The 16,725-nt window shown below is 61.0% G+C and carries 18 protein-coding genes; 10 read left to right on the forward strand and 8 right to left on the reverse strand.

The window, feature by feature from the left end:
* The first annotated feature begins 4 nt into the window (after positions 1-4).
* From HX868_RS09640 to fdhA, 5 genes are all read left to right on the forward strand, one after another.
* Positions 5-307 carry a sarcosine oxidase subunit delta gene (locus HX868_RS09640; RefSeq protein ID WP_010207083.1) on the forward strand — a complete coding sequence of 101 codons (303 nt, stop codon included), beginning with the start codon at positions 5-7 and terminating at the stop codon, positions 305-307.
* Positions 304-3,321 (forward strand): sarcosine oxidase subunit alpha, encoded by a 3,018-nt coding sequence (locus HX868_RS09645; RefSeq protein ID WP_177002676.1) that lies wholly within the window; start codon positions 304-306, stop codon positions 3,319-3,321. The genes HX868_RS09640 and HX868_RS09645 overlap by 4 nt, the downstream gene beginning before the upstream one ends.
* Positions 3,322-3,454: 133 nt before the next feature.
* Positions 3,455-4,084: a sarcosine oxidase subunit gamma gene (locus HX868_RS09650; protein ID WP_177002677.1), complete on the forward strand. Its 630-nt coding sequence runs from the start codon at positions 3,455-3,457 to the stop codon at positions 4,082-4,084.
* 135 nt (positions 4,085-4,219) lie between these two features.
* A complete protein-coding gene (gene purU / locus HX868_RS09655; RefSeq protein WP_016977808.1) occupies positions 4,220-5,077 on the forward strand; it encodes a formyltetrahydrofolate deformylase in 858 nt (285 codons plus the stop codon).
* A gap of 181 nt (positions 5,078-5,258) precedes the next feature.
* Positions 5,259-6,458: a formaldehyde dehydrogenase, glutathione-independent gene (fdhA, locus tag HX868_RS09660; protein ID WP_016977809.1), complete on the forward strand. Its 1,200-nt coding sequence runs from the start codon at positions 5,259-5,261 to the stop codon at positions 6,456-6,458.
* Positions 6,459-6,509: 51 nt separating this feature from the next.
* On the opposite strand, the gene HX868_RS09665 is transcribed toward fdhA, so the two are convergent.
* From HX868_RS09665 to HX868_RS09685, 5 genes are all read right to left on the reverse strand, one after another.
* On the reverse strand, positions 6,510-6,902 hold the full coding sequence (locus tag HX868_RS09665) for a hypothetical protein (RefSeq protein ID WP_246355509.1): 393 nt from the start codon (positions 6,900-6,902) through the stop codon (positions 6,510-6,512).
* 153 nt (positions 6,903-7,055) lie between these two features.
* Positions 7,056-7,457: a DUF3757 domain-containing protein gene (locus tag HX868_RS09670; protein WP_177002678.1), complete on the reverse strand. Its 402-nt coding sequence runs from the start codon at positions 7,455-7,457 to the stop codon at positions 7,056-7,058.
* A gap of 135 nt (positions 7,458-7,592) precedes the next feature.
* Positions 7,593-8,051, reverse strand: coding sequence for an anti-sigma factor domain-containing protein (locus tag HX868_RS09675; protein ID WP_177002679.1), 459 nt, complete (start codon positions 8,049-8,051; stop codon positions 7,593-7,595).
* 76 nt (positions 8,052-8,127) lie between these two features.
* Positions 8,128-8,805 (reverse strand): anti-sigma factor, encoded by a 678-nt coding sequence (locus tag HX868_RS09680; protein WP_177002680.1) that lies wholly within the window; start codon positions 8,803-8,805, stop codon positions 8,128-8,130.
* Positions 8,802-9,428, reverse strand: coding sequence for an RNA polymerase sigma factor (locus HX868_RS09685; protein ID WP_246355510.1), 627 nt, complete (start codon positions 9,426-9,428; stop codon positions 8,802-8,804). Before HX868_RS09685 ends, HX868_RS09680 begins: the two co-directional genes overlap by 4 nt.
* Before the next feature lie 151 nt (positions 9,429-9,579).
* Here HX868_RS09685 and HX868_RS09690 point away from each other — a divergent pair, with 151 nt between their 5' ends.
* Positions 9,580-10,152 carry a DUF2780 domain-containing protein gene (locus HX868_RS09690; protein ID WP_177002681.1) on the forward strand — a complete coding sequence of 191 codons (573 nt, stop codon included), beginning with the start codon at positions 9,580-9,582 and terminating at the stop codon, positions 10,150-10,152.
* On the opposite strand, the gene HX868_RS09695 is transcribed toward HX868_RS09690, so the two are convergent.
* Positions 10,153-11,037: an acyltransferase gene (locus HX868_RS09695; RefSeq protein ID WP_177002682.1), complete on the reverse strand. Its 885-nt coding sequence runs from the start codon at positions 11,035-11,037 to the stop codon at positions 10,153-10,155.
* Between the two features lie 173 nt (positions 11,038-11,210).
* Between HX868_RS09695 and rloA2 the strand changes: the two genes are divergently transcribed.
* From rloA2 to creD, 4 genes are read left to right on the forward strand one after another with little or no spacing between them, the layout of a single operon-like run.
* Positions 11,211-11,711 carry a retropepsin-like aspartic peptidase RloA2 gene (gene rloA2, locus HX868_RS09700; protein ID WP_177002683.1) on the forward strand — a complete coding sequence of 167 codons (501 nt, stop codon included), beginning with the start codon at positions 11,211-11,213 and terminating at the stop codon, positions 11,709-11,711.
* Between the two features lie 8 nt (positions 11,712-11,719).
* A complete protein-coding gene (gene creB / locus HX868_RS09705) occupies positions 11,720-12,388 on the forward strand; it encodes a two-component system response regulator CreB (protein WP_177002684.1) in 669 nt (222 codons plus the stop codon).
* Entirely contained in the window at positions 12,388-13,827 is a 1,440-nt protein-coding gene (gene creC, locus HX868_RS09710) for a two-component system sensor histidine kinase CreC (protein ID WP_177002685.1), read from the forward strand. The genes creB and creC overlap by 1 nt, the downstream gene beginning before the upstream one ends.
* Positions 13,828-13,878: 51 nt before the next feature.
* Entirely contained in the window at positions 13,879-15,252 is a 1,374-nt protein-coding gene (gene creD / locus HX868_RS09715; RefSeq protein ID WP_177002686.1) for a cell envelope integrity protein CreD, read from the forward strand.
* 177 nt (positions 15,253-15,429) lie between these two features.
* Here creD and HX868_RS09720 read toward each other — a convergent pair whose 3' ends face one another.
* Together HX868_RS09720 and HX868_RS09725 are read right to left on the reverse strand one after the other, a co-directional pair.
* Positions 15,430-16,059 carry a glutathione S-transferase family protein gene (locus tag HX868_RS09720; RefSeq protein WP_177002687.1) on the reverse strand — a complete coding sequence of 210 codons (630 nt, stop codon included), beginning with the start codon at positions 16,057-16,059 and terminating at the stop codon, positions 15,430-15,432.
* Positions 16,060-16,093: 34 nt separating this feature from the next.
* The gene (locus HX868_RS09725; protein WP_122729501.1) at positions 16,094-16,711 is read right to left on the reverse strand and encodes a helix-turn-helix transcriptional regulator; all 618 of its coding nucleotides are present in this window, start codon (positions 16,709-16,711) and stop codon (positions 16,094-16,096) included.
* Positions 16,712-16,725: the final 14 nt, after the last annotated feature.

Raw genomic sequence — 16,725 nt, forward strand, 5'->3', positions numbered from 1 at the left:
CCCTATGTTGCATATCTTCTGTCCTCACTGTGGCGAACTGCGCTCCGAAGAGGAATTCCACGCTTCCGGCCAAGCGCACATCCCGCGCCCGCTGGACCCGAATGCCTGCACCGATGAAGAGTGGGGCGACTACATGTTCTTCCGCGACAACCCCCGTGGCCTGCACCACGAACTGTGGATCCACGCCGCCGGTTGCCGCCAGTACTTCAACGCGACCCGCGACACCCTGACCTACGAAATTCTTGAAACCTACAAGATCGGTGAGAAGCCACAATTCACCGCCAAGGCCTCTGGAGAGAAGGTATGAGCCAGACCAATCGCCTGTCCAACGGTGGCCGGATCGACCGTAATAAAGTCCTGACGTTTACCTTCAACGGCCAGAGCTACAAGGGCTTTGAAGGCGACACGCTCGCCGCAGCCCTGCTGGCCAACGGCGTCGACATCATCGGCCGCAGCTTCAAGTACTCGCGCCCACGCGGCATCTTTGCTGCGGGCGCCGAAGAGCCGAACGCGGTGCTGCAGATCGGTGCCACCGAAGCCACCCAGATTCCTAACGTGCGCGCCACGCAACAGGCGCTGTACCAAGGCCTGGTCGCCACCAGCACCAACGGCTGGCCGAACGTCAACACTGACGTGATGGGCATTCTTGGTAAGGTCGGTGGCAAGCTGATGCCGCCGGGTTTCTACTACAAAACCTTCATGTACCCGCAATCGTTCTGGATGACCTACGAGAAGTACATCCGTAAGGCTGCGGGCCTTGGCCGCTCGCCGACCGAGAACGATCCGGACACCTACGACAACTTCAACCGTCACTGCGATGTGCTGATCGTCGGCGCAGGCCCTGCCGGTCTGGCGGCTGCACTGGCTGCAGCGCGCAGCGGTGCCCGCGTGATCATTGCCGATGAGCAGGAAGAGTTCGGCGGTTCGCTGCTGGACTCGCGCGAAAGCCTCGACGGCAAGTCGGCGGCTGAATGGGTCGCCAGTGTCATCGCAGAACTCAAAGCCCTGCCGGACGTGGTGCTGCTGCCCCGCGCCACCGTCAATGGTTACCACGACCATAACTTCCTGACCATCCACGAACGCCTCACCGATCACCTCGGTGACCGTGCGCCGATTGGTGTGGTGCGCCAGCGTATCCACCGTGTGCGCGCCAAGCGTGTGGTGCTGGCGACCGGTGCGTGCGAGCGTCCGCTGGTCTACGGCAACAACGACGTGCCGGGCAACATGCTGGCCGGTGCGGTTTCTACTTACGTGCGCCGTTACGGCGTGGCGCCGGGCAAGAAACTGGTGCTGTCGACCAACAACGATCACGCCTACCGCGTTGCGCTGGACTGGCTCGACGCGGGTCTGCAAGTGGTGGCGGTGGCCGATGTGCGCCACAACCCACGCGGCGCACTGGTTGAAGAGGCCCGCGCCAAAGGTATTCGTATCCTCACCGGCAGCGCCGTGATCGAGGCTCGTGGCAGCAAGCACGTCACTGCTGCCCGCGTGGCTGCAATTGATGTGAAAGCGCATAAAGTCACCAGCCCTGGCGAGTGGCTGGACTGCGACCTGGTGGCCAGCTCCGGTGGCTACAGCCCAGTCGTACACTTGGCTTCGCACCTGGGCGGCAAGCCGACCTGGCGTGAAGATATCCTCGGTTTTGTACCGGGTGAAGCCCCGCAGAAACGCGTGTGCGTGGGTGGCATCAACGGCGTCTATGGCCTTGGCGATTCCCTGGCGGATGGTTTTGAAGGCGGCGTGCGCGCGGCCAGCGAAGCCGGTTTTGCGCCAGTGGAAGGCACCTTGCCGAAAGCCCTGAGCCGTCTGGAAGAGCCGACGCTGGCGATCTACCAAGTACCGCACGACAAGCCAACCGCACGGGCGCCGAAGCAATTCGTCGACCTGCAAAACGACGTGACCGCCGCCGCCATCGAACTGGCGACCCGCGAAGGGTTCGAGTCGGTCGAGCACGTCAAGCGCTACACCGCGCTGGGCTTCGGCACCGACCAAGGCAAGCTGGGCAACGTCAACGGCCTGGCCATTGCCGCGCGCTCGCTGAACGTGACCATCCCGCAGATGGGCACCACCATGTTCCGTCCGAACTACACGCCGGTAACTTTCGGCGCGGTGGCGGGCCGTCACTGTGGGCACATCTTCGAGCCGGTTCGCTACACCGCGCTGCAAGCCTGGCACGTGAAGAACGGCGCCGAGTTTGAAGACGTCGGCCAGTGGAAGCGCCCCTGGTATTTCCCGCGCAACGGTGAAGACCTGCACGCCGCGGTGAAACGCGAATGCCTGGCCGTGCGCGACAGCGTCGGCCTGCTGGATGCGTCGACCCTCGGCAAGATCGACATCCAGGGCCCGGACGCGCGCGAATTCCTCAACCGCATCTACTCCAACGCCTGGACCAAGCTCGACGTGGGCAAGGCGCGCTACGGCCTGATGTGCAAGGAAGACGGCATGGTCTTCGATGACGGCGTGACCGCCTGCATCGCCGACAACCACTTCCTGATGACCACCACCACCGGCGGCGCCGCTCGCGTACTGCAGTGGTTGGAAATCTACCAGCAGACCGAATGGCCAGACCTCAAGGTGTACTTCACCTCGGTCACCGACCACTGGGCGACCATGACCCTGTCCGGCCCCAACAGCCGCAAGCTGCTGGCGGAAGTCACCGACATCGACCTGGACAAGGACGGCTTCCCGTTCATGACCTGGAAGGAAGGTTTGGTCGGCGGCGTACCGGCCCGTGTGTTCCGGATCTCGTTTACCGGTGAGCTGTCGTACGAAGTCAACGTGCAAGCCGACTACGCCATGGGCGTACTGGAAAAAATCGTCGACGCCGGCAAGAAGTACAACCTGACGCCGTACGGCACCGAAACCATGCACGTGCTGCGGGCCGAGAAGGGCTTCATCATCGTCGGCCAGGACACCGACGGCTCGATGACCCCGGACGACCTGAACATGGGCTGGTGCGTCGGCCGTACCAAACCGTTCTCGTGGATCGGCTGGCGTGGCATGAACCGGGAAGACTGCGTGCGCGAAGAGCGTAAGCAACTGGTGGGCTTGAAGCCGATCGATCCAAACGTGTGGCTGCCGGAAGGCGCGCAGTTGGTGTTCGATCCGAAGCAGTCGATCCCGATGAAGATGGTCGGTCACGTGACCTCCAGTTATGCCCACAACTCCCTCGGCTATTCGTTTGCCATGGGCGTGGTGAAGGGCGGCTTGAAGCGCATCGGCGAGCGGGTGTTCTCACCGCAGGCGGACGGCAGCGTGATCGAGGCGGAGATTGTGTCTTCGGTGTTCTTTGACCCGAAAGGCGATCGCCAGAACATCTGACACCTCACCTTGTAGGAGCCGGCTTGCCGGCGATGGCGGCCGAGAAATCACCGCAAGGCTTGCTGGCCTCATCGCCGGCAAGCCGGCTCCTACAGAGGGAGGGTTGTTAATCAGAATTCAGAACAGGTGCTTTATGACAGCAGCCAATGTGTACCAACAACGCCCAACCACTGGGGCCAAGGCCGAGTCGTCGCTGCACCATGCCGACCTCGCCAGCCTGGTCGGCAAAGGCCGCAAGAACGCAGGCGTGACCGTGCGTGAAAAGAAACTCCTCGGCCACCTGACCATTCGTGGCGATGGCCACGATGCAGCGTTCGCCGCCGGCGTGCACAAGGCCCTAGGCATCGAGTTGCCCGGCGCCCTGCAAGTGATCGTCAAGGGTGAAACCAGCCTGCAGTGGCTCGGCCCGGATGAGTGGTTGCTGATCGTGCCGAGCGGTGAAGAGTTCGCCGCCGAGCAAAACCTGCGTGCCGCCCTGGGTGAGTTGCATATCCAGGTCGTCAACGTCAGCGGCGGCCAGCAGATCCTCGAGCTCAGCGGCCCGAATGTGCGCGACGTGCTGATGAAGTCCACCAGCTACGATGTGCACCCCAACAACTTCCCGGTGGGCAAGGCGGTGGGCACGGTGTTCGCCAAGTCGCAACTGGTGATCCGCCACACGGCTGAAGACACTTGGGAACTGCTGATCCGTCGCAGCTTCTCGGATTACTGGTGGTTGTGGTTGCAGGATGCATCCGCCGAATTCGGCCTGAGCGTCCAATGACCCCTGTAGGAGCGAGCTTGCTCGCGAAGAACGTCAACGATTACGCGAGCATCCTGGATGAGCGCGGTGTCTCTGGGTTTTTCGCGAGCAAGCTCGCTCCTACAGTCGATAGCGTTGTTTGAGGAGTTCTTCGCAATGAGCCGCGCACCTGATACATGGATTTTGACCGCCGACTGCCCCAGCGTGCTCGGCACGGTGGACGCGGTCACCCGCTATCTGTTCGAACAAGGCTGCTACGTGACCGAGCACCACTCGTTCGATGACCGGCTTTCGGGCCGGTTCTTTATCCGCGTGGAGTTCCGCCAGCCCGACGGTTTTGACGAACAAGGTTTCCGCGATGGCCTGGCCACGCGCGGGGAAGCGTTCGGCATGATCTTCGAGCTGACGGCGCCGAACTACCGACCAAAAGTGGTGATCATGGTCTCCAAGGCCGATCACTGCCTGAACGATCTGCTGTATCGCCAGCGCATCGGCCAACTGTCGATGGACGTGGTCGCGGTGGTGTCCAACCACCCCGATTTGAAACCTTTGGCCGACTGGCACCAGATTCCCTACTACCATTTCCCCCTCGACCCCAACGACAAACCGTCCCAGGAGCGGCAGGTGTGGCAGGTGGTGGAAGACACCGGCGCGGAGTTGGTGATCCTTGCGCGCTACATGCAAGTGCTGTCGCCGGAGCTGTGTCGCAAGCTGGATGGCAAGGCCATCAACATTCACCACTCGTTGTTGCCGGGGTTCAAGGGCGCCAAGCCCTATCACCAGGCGTACAACAAGGGCGTGAAGTTAGTGGGGGCCACGGCGCATTACATCAACAACGATCTGGACGAAGGCCCGATCATTGCCCAGGGCGTGGAGGTGGTGGATCACAGCCACTACCCCGAGGATTTGATTGCCAAGGGGCGGGATATTGAAGGACTGACATTGGCCCGGGCCGTTGGGTATCACATTGAGCGGCGGGTGTTTCTTAACGCCAATCGCACGGTGGTGCTCTGACGGGCGCCATCGCCGGCAAGCCGGCTCCTACAGTTTGGAATGCATTCTCCTGTAGGAGCCGGCTTGCCGGCGATGAGGCCATCAGCAACAACGCAAAAACAGCATCTGTACCCGAGCACTTAAACGCGCTGCCCACCCAACGGGCAACGCAGTTCCATAAAAACAACAGCGAGGTGAAAGCATGTCTGGTAATCGTGGTGTCGTGTATCTCGGCAACGGCAAGGTCGAAGTACAGAAAATCGACTATCCCAAAATGCAGGACCCCCGTGGCAGGAAGATTGAGCACGGCGTCATCCTGCGCGTGGTCTCCACCAACATCTGCGGCTCCGACCAACACATGGTGCGCGGCCGCACCACTGCCCAGACCGGCCTGGTGCTCGGTCATGAAATTACCGGTGAAGTGATCGAGAAGGGCAGCGACGTCGAGAACCTGAAGATCGGCGACCTGGTTTCCGTGCCCTTCAACGTGGCCTGCGGTCGCTGCCGTTCCTGCAAAGAACAACACACCGGCGTGTGCCTCACCGTCAACCCGGCCCGTGCCGGTGGCGCCTATGGCTATGTCGACATGGGCGACTGGACCGGCGGCCAGGCCGAGTACGTGCTGGTGCCATACGCGGACTTCAACCTGCTGAAACTGCCAGACCGCGACAAGGCCATGGAAAAAATCCGCGACCTGACGTGCCTCTCCGACATTCTCCCGACGGGCTACCATGGCGCTGTCACGGCTGGCGTTGGCCCAGGCAGCACCGTGTACATCGCGGGCGCTGGCCCGGTTGGTCTGGCCGCTGCGGCTTCTGCACGCCTGTTGGGCGCGGCGGTGGTGATCATCGGCGACGTCAACCCGATCCGCCTGGCTCACGCCAAGGCCCAGGGTTTTGAAGTGGCCGACCTGTCCACCGACACCCCGCTGCACGAACAGATCGCTGCGCTGCTGGGCGAGCCGGAAGTGGATTGTGCCGTCGACGCCGTTGGTTTCGAAGCCCGTGGCCACGGCCATGAAGGCGTGAAAGCCGAAGCCCCGGCCACTGTGCTCAACTCGCTGATGGGCGTGGTGCGCGTGGCCGGCAAGATCGGTATTCCGGGCCTGTACGTCACCGAAGATCCAGGTGCCGTGGATGCCGCCGCCAAAATGGGCAGCCTGAGCATCCGCTTCGGCCTCGGCTGGGCCAAGTCCCACAGCTTCCACACCGGCCAGACCCCGGTGATGAAGTACAACCGTGCGCTGATGCAGGCGATCATGTGGGACCGTATCAACATTGCCGAAATCGTCGGCGTGCAGGTCATCAGCCTGGATGATGCGCCACGTGGGTATGGCGAGTTCGATGCGGGTGTGCCGAAGAAATTTGTGATTGATCCGCACAAGCTGTTCAGCGCGGCGTAACGCGCAGGGCTGAAAAAAATGGCGACCCTGGAGGTCGCCATTTTTTATGGGTTATTTGATGGGTGTGAGTCGTAGATAGGGATCGCTCACCTCACCGTTCTTGACCTGGCGCTTGCCGCCGTAATCGCAATGAATCTTGCCGTTGCGTTCATTGATTTCCTCGGCCTTGAGTTCGTACTCCGGGGCCAGATAGTCATCCTTGGTGGCTGCCGTTTGCCCTGTCCATGCCTTGCCGTTGGCCGTAGCCGTGTATTGATAGCCCTCGCCATAGGGCGTGGGAACATCAGGGTCTGTGTAGGGCGTGGATTGGATGTCGCGGGGGGCGGGGCATTGGTCGATGCCTGTGGCCTGGGGCCGTGAAGCCTGGGCCTGGCTGCGAGATGGCAAATGGTTGAATGCGCTGAAGGCAACATAAAAATTGGGAATCAATCCGATCATGATCATTACAGCTCCTTGTAGTGTGGTGAGCCTCCCCGTTGAATGTGAATGGGAAGGCTAGCTTGGGTGGGCTGTATCGATGGATGAGTTCCATCAGAACCTGGACCGCGGGTCGTGGACGTGTGGACAGTCACTGTAGGAATTATTCGGTGGCGTTTTTCACTGATGCGTGAATGAGCACTTGGCAATTTCCAGCGCTTCGCAATACGTGCCTCTCCAATCGCCTTTAGGGATAAGGTTCCAATTCAAGACAGGTTTGAGCGTGACCGAAAAGCTCGCGTCGTTATTCATCGGTCCTTTGTAGGTGCAGGTGACGGAGTGGTCCTCTGCTGTGTAACGGGCATCGTGGAATGTTGAGTCAGTCAGGTAGGACGCGCTAGCCTGCGGGTTTTCACCTAACCAAGTGCGCCCATCAGGCTGGCGCATTTCGTAGCGATAGCCCCCGTTGTCCAAGGCTTGTTGTTTGATCTCCTCGGGCGTCGGACAGGTAGAGGTCGCTGCATACGATGGGTTCAGCAGTGCCATGGCGGCAAATACACCTGCAAGCATTGCACTTTTCATGACGACCTCCGGTGGGGCTGGGAGGAATCATGCTGCAAGTGAATATTCAGTGACGGCAACTGTTAAAAGTGACAGTTGTTTAGAGCGATTCGTGATCAGCCACCCGGTTTTCATTCCGAGATGCAGCGCATCGATTCAGCGAGCGGCCAACGCCCCCTGGTAAACCGTCGGCCCCGTGGGCTGCTTGCTCAACGACCCGCCCTTGGTTTCCGAACTCACCATCAACTCCACCGGCTCGCGAATGCTTTTCTGCTGGCGCGAATTGAGGCCGATAATGCCTTTGCCATCCTCCGGTAAAAGTCCCAGCGAAACCGGCGCGCCACCTTCGGGCATGGCCCAGAGTTCCAGGCTGCGGTCGGGCTCAGGCGCCGCCGTCGCGATCGGTTCGACTTCGAGGTAGTCCTTGTGCGCCATGATCTGCGCGGCCGGCTGCTGGGCGGTGGTCACCAGCGTGGCGGCGGACTTGACGTTGTCCTGGGTGTAGAGCGCGGCACCGAGGCCGGTGACGATGGCCACGCAGACGCCGATAAATAGGCGTGGGCGGCTCCAGAATGGGGGCTTTGGCTCAATCACTTTGGGGCGGGTTGCGCTCATGGGGCTATTCCTGGCAAGGCTTTCAGTCCTGCCATGGACCCTGGTATGGGCGATGGGTTCCTGGCCCCGGTTCAGCTCAAAGTGATGCCAATTGGCCCTGATACAACACCGGTCCGGTGGGTTGGCCGCTAGGCGAACCACCCTGTGGCTCCAAGCTCACGGCCAGGGTTACAGGTGCGGTGAGCAAGGCTCGCTGTGCCTCGCTCAGTTGAATCCGGCCTTTGCCCGCAGCGGGCAGCAGGCCCAGTGAGATTGGTTTGCCACCCGGCGCAATCGCCCACAATTCCAGGCTCAGCGTCGGTGCTATCGCGGCCAGTGTCAGCGGTTCCACTTGCAGGTGGTCGGCGAATGCCTTGATCTGCAGGGCTGGCTGTTGGCTGGCGTTGACCAGGGTGGCGTTGTATTGCGCCCCCGTGTCACGTTGGTACAGCACACCTACGGTAATGGCGACGAGCACCGCGCAGGCGGCGGCCAGGACACGGATGTTTTTCCAGAACGCTTGCTTCGCCGGCACATGCAATACCTGCGGCTCAATGCGTGCCTTGATGCCTGCCCACACGTGCTCCGGCACCGGGCGTTCGGGCAAGGTGCCGGTCAGGCTGGCGAGCGCGTCCTGCCAATGGCCGAGCTCGACGCGCAGCGCGGCATCCTCCAGCAACAGCGCATCAAAACGTCGGCGCGCCGTGGCGGGCATCAGCCCGATGGCGTAGTCGGCGGCGAGGGCGCGGCGCAGGGCGGTGGTCTGGTAGTTCATGATTCAAGGCACCTGCGCAGGCGTTCCATGCCGCGACGAATCCAGGATTTGACCGAGCCCAGGGGCGCTGCCAACTGTGTCGCCAGCTCCGAGCACGACAGGCCCTGGAAGTACGCCACGCTGATCGACCGGCGTTGCATGCCGTCCAGGGTGTCCAGGCAGCGGTTCAGGGCGTGGGCTTGGCGTTCGTGGTCGAGTTGGTCGTGGGCGCTGGGGGCGTCGTCGACCAAGGCGTCTTGCTGACCGTCGGCCAGCGGCTGTTCGCGGTGCTTGCGCAACTGGTCGATGGCCAGGTTGCGGGTGATGTTGACCATCCAGGTCATCGGCGCAGACAGGTGCGCCTCGTAGCGCGAAGCGTTGTACCAGATACGCACGAAGGCTTCCTGCAGCACTTCTTCGGCCAGGTCCGTGCGGCCCATGAAGCGCAGGGCCACGCCGTGCAGGTGCGGCGAAACGCTGCGGTAGAGGGTTTCGAACGCTTGGCGGTTACCCAGGGCACATTGCGCCAGCAAGGGGCGCAATGGGTCAGCATCATTGGCGCTAATAGGGCTTCTCCAGACCCTCGTTCGAGGGTGACGGGACTGCACGCGGTATGCGGAGGGTAGTTCAGCCTGGGCATTCATTCCATCCAACTCCGAGTGGCGTATGCAGGCTATACGCGGGCCGAGGCCATTCGGATGCAGAAAAATCTGAACTAACCTGGGTGTGGGAACAATCGTTCCAGACTGTCAGTCAAACGCCTGCTTTCAGCTCCTACACCCAGAGGTTGTTTCGATGAAGATTTCACGCGGTTTCGCCCTTTCCTGCCTGATGACCCTGGCAGCCGCTCCGGTGTTCGCTGCGGGCTTCAGCCTTGGCGATGCAGCCAATGCGATTTCCGGCATGCAGGGCGGCAACAACAAGGCAGCCGCTGCGGCACCGTCGTCCGAGACGGCCGGCCTGTTGAGCGCACTCACCTCGCAACTGAATATCACCCCCGAACAAGCCGTCGGCGGTACGGGCGCCATGCTGGGCCTGGCCAAGAACAAACTGAGCGGCAACGACTATTCGCAACTGGGCAATAGTGTGCCGGGTCTCGATCAGCTGTCGGGTAACAATGCCCTGGGCAGCCTCGGTGCCTTGAGCGGCATGCTCGGCCAGACCGGCGGCAGCAAGACCAGCGGCCTGGACGGCCTGTTGGGTAACGTGAAAAACACCAATGACCTGAACACCGCCTTCAGCGCACTGGGCATGGACAACAGCATGGTCGGCAAATTTGCCCCCGTGATCCTGCAATACCTGGGCGGCCAGGGCGCCGACCAGTCGGTGCTGGGCAAGCTGGCCTCGGCCTGGGGCACTGGCGGCTAACTAACGTTCCGCGCGCAGTTGCTCGATGCGCGCGTCCTTCTCCATCCAGAGCTGGTTCACCCAGTTCTGGACGGTTTGGCGAAACGCCGGATCATTCTCGTAATCCCCTTGCCACAACGCCGGATCCAGTTCGCGGGTGCGGATATCAATGATCACCTTGGGCACCGCGCCACTGATCAAATCCCAGAACCCCGGAATCTTTTGCTGTGGATAGACCACGGTCACGTCGAGCACGGCATCCAGTTGTTCACCCATCGCCGCCAATACGAAAGCCACGCCGCCCGCCTTGGGCTTGAGCAAGCGAGTGAAGGGCGAATCCTGCTGCTTGCGCTTGGTTTCGTTGAAGCGCGTGCCTTCCAGGTAATTGACCACCGTCACCGGCTGGCGCTTGAACAGCTCGCAGGCCTCTTTGGTGATTTTTAAATCCTGCCCCGCCAGTTCCGGGTGCTTGGCCAGGAAGGCCTTGGTATAGCGCTTCATGAATGGGTAATCCAGCGCCCACCAGGCCAGGCCGAGGAAGGGCACCCAGATCAGCTCTTTTTTCAGGAAGAATTTGAAGAACGGCGTGCGGCGGTTGAGGGCCTGAATCAGTGCCGGTATATCCACCCAGGATTGGTGGTTGCTGATCACCAGGTAGGACGTATCGCCCCGCAGGTCTTCACCGCCGCGAATATCCCATTGTGTCGGGATGCACAGCGCGAAGATCAACTTGTCGATCTCGGCCCAGGTCTCGGCGATCCACATTACCGCCCACGACATGTAGTCACGATAGCGGCCGGGAGCCACCAGCTTGAGCAGGGCAAACACCATCAACGGCCCGATCAGGATCAGGGTGTTGAGCAGCAGTAGCAATGAGACAAAACAGCCGGTGAGCAGGCGGCGCATAAGTAACTCTTGGAATCCTGTGGGCGGGCCATGATAAGCAGCTTGAGTCTAGAGGCCAAATCCCAATTCGCCGGACGAATGTTTCACAATGTGCCGGCTATGCTGGGGCGAGCTAACTAAGTGCTGCCTTTGCGGTCTAGAATCCGCCTACTTCTTTTCGAGGAAATCACTTCGTGAAACTGCTATTTGCCTCGCTCGCCCTGGTTGCCCTGCCGGTCATGGCCGCCGAACCGACCCTCTACGGTCGCTACGAATACATCCAGTTGCCGGAAATCGGCGAAACCTTCAAGGCCAAGATGGACACTGGCGCGCTGACCGCCTCGCTGTCGGCCCGCGACATCCAGACCTTCACCCGTGACGGCGACGATTGGGTGCGCTTCCGCCTCGGCGGCAAGGATGCCTCCAACAAAGTCTACGAACACAAAGTCTCGCGCATCAGCAAGATCAAGAGCCGCGCCGATGAAGACGACGACAAGGACGAAGCCTCCGTGGCCAAGCGCCCGGTGATCGACCTGGAAATGTGCCTGGGCGACGTCAAGCGCACCGTCGAGGTCAACCTCACCGACCGCAGCAGCTTCAACTACCCGTTGTTGATCGGCGCCAAGGCCCTGCGTGAATTCGGCGCTGCGGTAAACCCGGCCCGTCGTTACACTGCCGACAAACCGGACTGCTGACGGACCACATGGCGCATATCCTGATTGTCGAAGACGAAGCGGCGATTGCCGACACGCTGATCTTCGCCCTGCAAGGCGAGGGCTTCACCACCACCTGGCTGACCCTCGGCCAGGCGGCGCTGGAGCATCAGCGCCAGACGCCTGCCGATCTGATCATCCTCGACATCGGCCTGCCGGATATCACCGGCTTTGAAACCTGCAAGCAACTGCGCCGGTTCAGTGAAGTGCCGGTGATGTTCCTCAGCGCGCGGGATGGCGAGATCGACCGTGTGGTCGGCCTGGAGATCGGCGCCGACGATTATGTGGTCAAGCCCTTCAGCCCACGCGAAGTGACAGCACGGGTCCGGGCGATCCTGAAACGGATTGGTCCAAGTGCTGCGCCGGCCGTGTTCCAGGTGGATCTGGAGCGTATGCAGATCAGCTATCGCGGCCAATCGTTGAGCCTGACGCGCCACGAGTTCCGCCTGCTGCAAAGCCTGCTGGAACAACCCGAGCGCGTGTTCAGTCGCGAGCAATTGTTGGACGCGGTGGGCGTGGCGGCGGATGCCGGCTACGAGCGCAATATCGACAGCCATATCAAAAGCCTGCGCAGCAAGTTGCGCAGCGTGGCCGCCGATGCCGAGCCGATCCAGACCCATCGCGGCCTCGGCTACAGCTACAGCCCGAGCAATAGCTGATGCGCCTGGGGCTGCGGATCTTTCTGGTGTACGCACTGTTTATCGGCCTGACCGGCTACTTCGTGCTCAGCACCGTGATGAAGGAAATCCGCCCCGGCGTGCGCCAGTCCACCGAAGAAACCCTGGTGGACACCGCCAACCTGCTGGCCGAGATCGTGCGTAATGACGTGAAGAACGGCACCCTCGGCCAAAGTCACTGGCCGGAGTTGCTCAAGGCGTACGGCAACCGCCAGCCGGGGGCGACCATTTGGGGCTTGCCGAAGAACCAGGTCAATCATCGCATCTACGTGACCGATGCCAAGGGCACCGTGTTGCTCGACTCCACGGGTGAAGCGGTGGGGCAAGACTATTCCAAGTGGAACGACGTGTACCTGACCCTGCGTGGCGAGTACGGCGCGCGCTCCACCCGCAGCGAACTGGATGACCCTGCCTCGTCGGTGATGCACGTGGGCGCGCCGATTCGTGACAACGGCCAGATCATTGGCGTGGTTACCGTGGCTAAGCCAAACAGTTCATTGCAGCCTTATGTCGACCGCACCGAGCGCCGTCTGCTGTGGTACGGCGCGGGCTTGGTTGTCCTGGGCCTGCTGCTGGGCGCGCTGCTGTCGTGGTGGCTGAGCGTCGCGTTGCGCCGTCTGACTGCCTACGCCGAAGCCGTCAGCGAGGGGCGGCGTGCCGAGCTGCCCCATTACCGTGGCGGTGAGCTCAAGCAACTATCCACCGCCGTCGAGCACATGCGCACGCAGTTGGAAGGTAAGGCTTACGTCGAGCATTACGTACACACCCTGACCCACGAATTGAAAAGCCCCTTGGCCGCGATTCGCGGCGCGGCGGAGTTGTTGCAGGGTGATATGACCCGCGAACAACAGCAGCGCTTCGTTGGCAATATCGACAGCGAAAGCGCGCGTCTGCAGCAGTTGATCGAGCGCCTGCTGAACCTGGCACAGGTCGAGCAGCGCCAGGGCCTGGAAGAGCAGGCGCGTATACCGTTGGCGGCGATGGTCGATGAGGTGCTCAAGGCCCAGTGCGCGCGGATTGAAGGCGCCGGGTTGCAGGTCGAGCAGACAATTGCGGCGGATGTGAGGGTGTACGGCGAACCTTTCCTGTTGCGTCAGGCCCTGGGCAATTTGCTGGACAACGCCCTGGACTTCACGCCGCCCGGCGGCTTGTTGAAGTTCAGCGCACAGACGCGACACAACGATGTGCAAGTCAGCCTGTTCAACCAGGCTTCGCCGATTCCCGACTATGCCTTGCCGCGCCTGAGTGAGCGTTTCTACTCGCTGCCACGCCCGGCCAGTGGGCGCAAAAGCACGGGCCTGGGTCTCAACTTTGTCGAGGAAGTAGTGAAACTGCACGGCGGCGCGTTGCAGATCGGCAATGTCGACGGCGGCGTGCAGGTGGTGCTGCATCTCCACACAGTCTCCACATTGCCCACATAAATCCCCCACACAGTCTGCCCAGACTCTCCCCATCAAAACAGGGAGAGACCCATGAACCGCAGCCTGCTTTTCAAACTTGGCGCGATTGCGCTGCTGATGCTGTTATTGCTGATTCCGTTGTTGATGATCAACGGCATCATCGCTGATCGCCAGTTCACGCGTGATCAGGTGTTGGATGACATTGCCCGCAGCTCCAGCTACAGCCAGCGCCTCACCGGCCCGGTGATGGTAGTGCCCTATCGCAAGACCGTGCGTGAGTGGAAGCTCAATGAAAAGCTCAACAAACGTTATGAAGTCACCCGTGAAGAGCGTGGTCGTCTGTATTTCCTGCCGGATCGATTTGAACTCGACGGCAAGGTGCAGACCGAACTGCGCGCACGGGGTATCTACCAGGCGCGGTTGTTCCATGCCGACAACCGCATCAGCGGGCGTTTCGAATTGCCTGCGCAGTTGGGTATCACCGAAGACTTCGCCGATTACCGCTTTGAGCCGGCGTTTCTGGCGGTGGGCATCAGCGATATTCGCGGTATCGAAAACGCGCTGAAGCTGGAGCTGGGCAGCCAGCAATTGGAGTTCGAACCGGGCTCCCAGGTGGACTGGCTGGGCGAAGGCGTGCACGTGACACTGCCGGAGCACGACAGCAAAAAGCCCAACGTCGTAGACTTTGCTTTTGACCTGCGCCTGCAAGGCACCGAGCAACTGCAAGTGGTGCCGGTGGGCAAGACCAGCCAGGTATCACTCGCTTCCAACTGGCCACATCCCAGCTTCATCGGCAATTTCCTGCCGGCACAACGCGAGATTACCGACAAGGGCTTTAGCGCCAACTGGCAGACCTCGTTCTTCTCCACCAACCTTGAGCAAGCGCTGCAAACCTGCCTGGACAAGCAGGGCTGTGAAGACTTCAACAACCGCAGCTTCGGCGTGAACTTCATCGATCCGGTGGACCAGTACCTCAAGAGCGACCGTGCGATCAAATACGCGCTGCTGTTCATCGCTCTGACCTTCGCCGGCTTCTTCCTGTTCGAAGTACTCAAGAACCTGGCGGTGCATCCGATCCAATACGCGTTGGTGGGGTTTGCGCTGGCGTTTTTCTACCTGCTGTTGCTGTCGTTGTCTGAGCACATTGGGTTCGCGCTGGCTTATCTCATCTCTGCCAGCGCCTGCGTGTTGTTGATTGGCTTCTATGTGTGTCATGTGCTGCGCAGCGTCGCTCACGGGTTGGGGTTTTCAGCGGGGTTGGCGGCGTTGTATGGCTTGTTGTACGGGTTGTTGAGTGCCGAGGATTACGCCTTGCTGATGGGCTCGTTGCTGCTGTTCGGCCTGCTGGGCACGGTGATGGTGCTGACGCGTAAGTTGGATTGGTATGGCGTGGGCAAGCGTAAGGCGGCACAGCCTTTGGAATTTGATTTGGAGGCTGTGCAATGATGGGGTTACGGGAGGATCAGTATATGAAGGCGCGGATGGTCGATTTTCTTAATCACGCCGCTGCTCATTGTAGGAGCGAGCTTGCTCGCGAAGAACGCAAAGACACCGCGTTTAGCCAGGTTGACTGCGTTATCGTTGACGACTTTCGCGAGCAAGCTCGCTCCTACAGGGGGCTGGTTAAACCGGCGGTTGTGTTTCCAGCATCGAAGGCCGCTGGCTGACCTCGGCATACCAGGCGGCAAGCTGCGGGTTATCCAGGCGCCATTGCATGTCCGGATGACGGAAGTCGAGGTAACCCAAGGCGCAGGCCACGCTGATGGCGGCGATGTCGAAGTGGCTGGTCAGTTCGGCAATCGCATCAGCCTCCAACTCCGCGAGGCTGCGGCGGATTTTGTTGCGCTGCTCATCGAGCCACTGGTCCCAATGCTTTTCCGCCGGACGCAGGGCGGTTTCGTAGCGCACCAGCACGGCGGCATCCATGATGCCGTCGGCCATCGAGGCCAGGGTCAGGCGGCGCCAGCGGGCCGAGCCGTCGCGAGGAATCAGTGGGTTGCCGACGTGCTGGTGGTCGAAGTAATCAAGGATCACCCGGCTGTCGTGCAATACCGTGCCGTCAGCCAGGCGCAGGGCCGGGATCTTGCCCACGGGGTTGCCTTGCAGCACCTGCGCATCCGGGTTGACCGGGGTCGGCATACAGCCGCGCAGCGCAACGCGGTCCTGTTGGCCGGTTTCAGCCAGCAACACGCGAACCTTACGCACGAAGGGTGATGCGGGGTTGTGGAACAAGGTCATGCTGGGTGTGGACATGGGCATTCCTCGGTAAGGGCAGTGGGGCCTGTGTTCAATTGCTTTCTTGCGCAATGGCTTTCAAATAGTTGTAAACCGTCGCTCGGGAGATCTCGAAGTACTCGCCGAAATAATCGACAAAGTTGCGTATGTCCAGCAGCCCATTGGCTTGCGCTTGTGCGAGGACGAGCATGATTTCGGTACGCCCGAAGTCACTTCGCCGCACGCAGTGTTCGACGGATATCTTTTCGACGATGTCGTTGAGTGTTTCCCGCCAGTCAGCGCTGAACAAAGGGGCGGGGCGTGCTTGGGGTTGCAGGCCCACGGCAAAACCACTCAACAGCTTCTGCACCTGCGATAACGCCGTGACATCGAAGTTCAGACACAGGAGCGCGACGATATCGCCGCTCTCCGAGCGGGCAACGATAGAAATCGAGCGTAGCGTGCGATTGTTGGGGCCTGCCTTCTCATACGGTCCTAGCACATCCAGCCCAGGGGCCAGGTCCGGAAGATCACAAATCAGCGATGCATCACCGACTTTGCGCTTGGAGAACCCGTTGGCAATGTGCACGATCAAACCGCTGCGGACATCGTGAACCACCGCTTCCAGGTCGGGAAAAAGCAAAGCTGCGATGCCGTCTGCCGCTGCATTCATGAAGGCGATACTGGCCATGGCGATCCAAGCAC

Origin of the sequence: Pseudomonas reactans, assembly GCF_013385825.1 — a bacterium.
GTDB lineage: Bacteria > Pseudomonadota > Gammaproteobacteria > Pseudomonadales > Pseudomonadaceae > Aquipseudomonas > Aquipseudomonas reactans.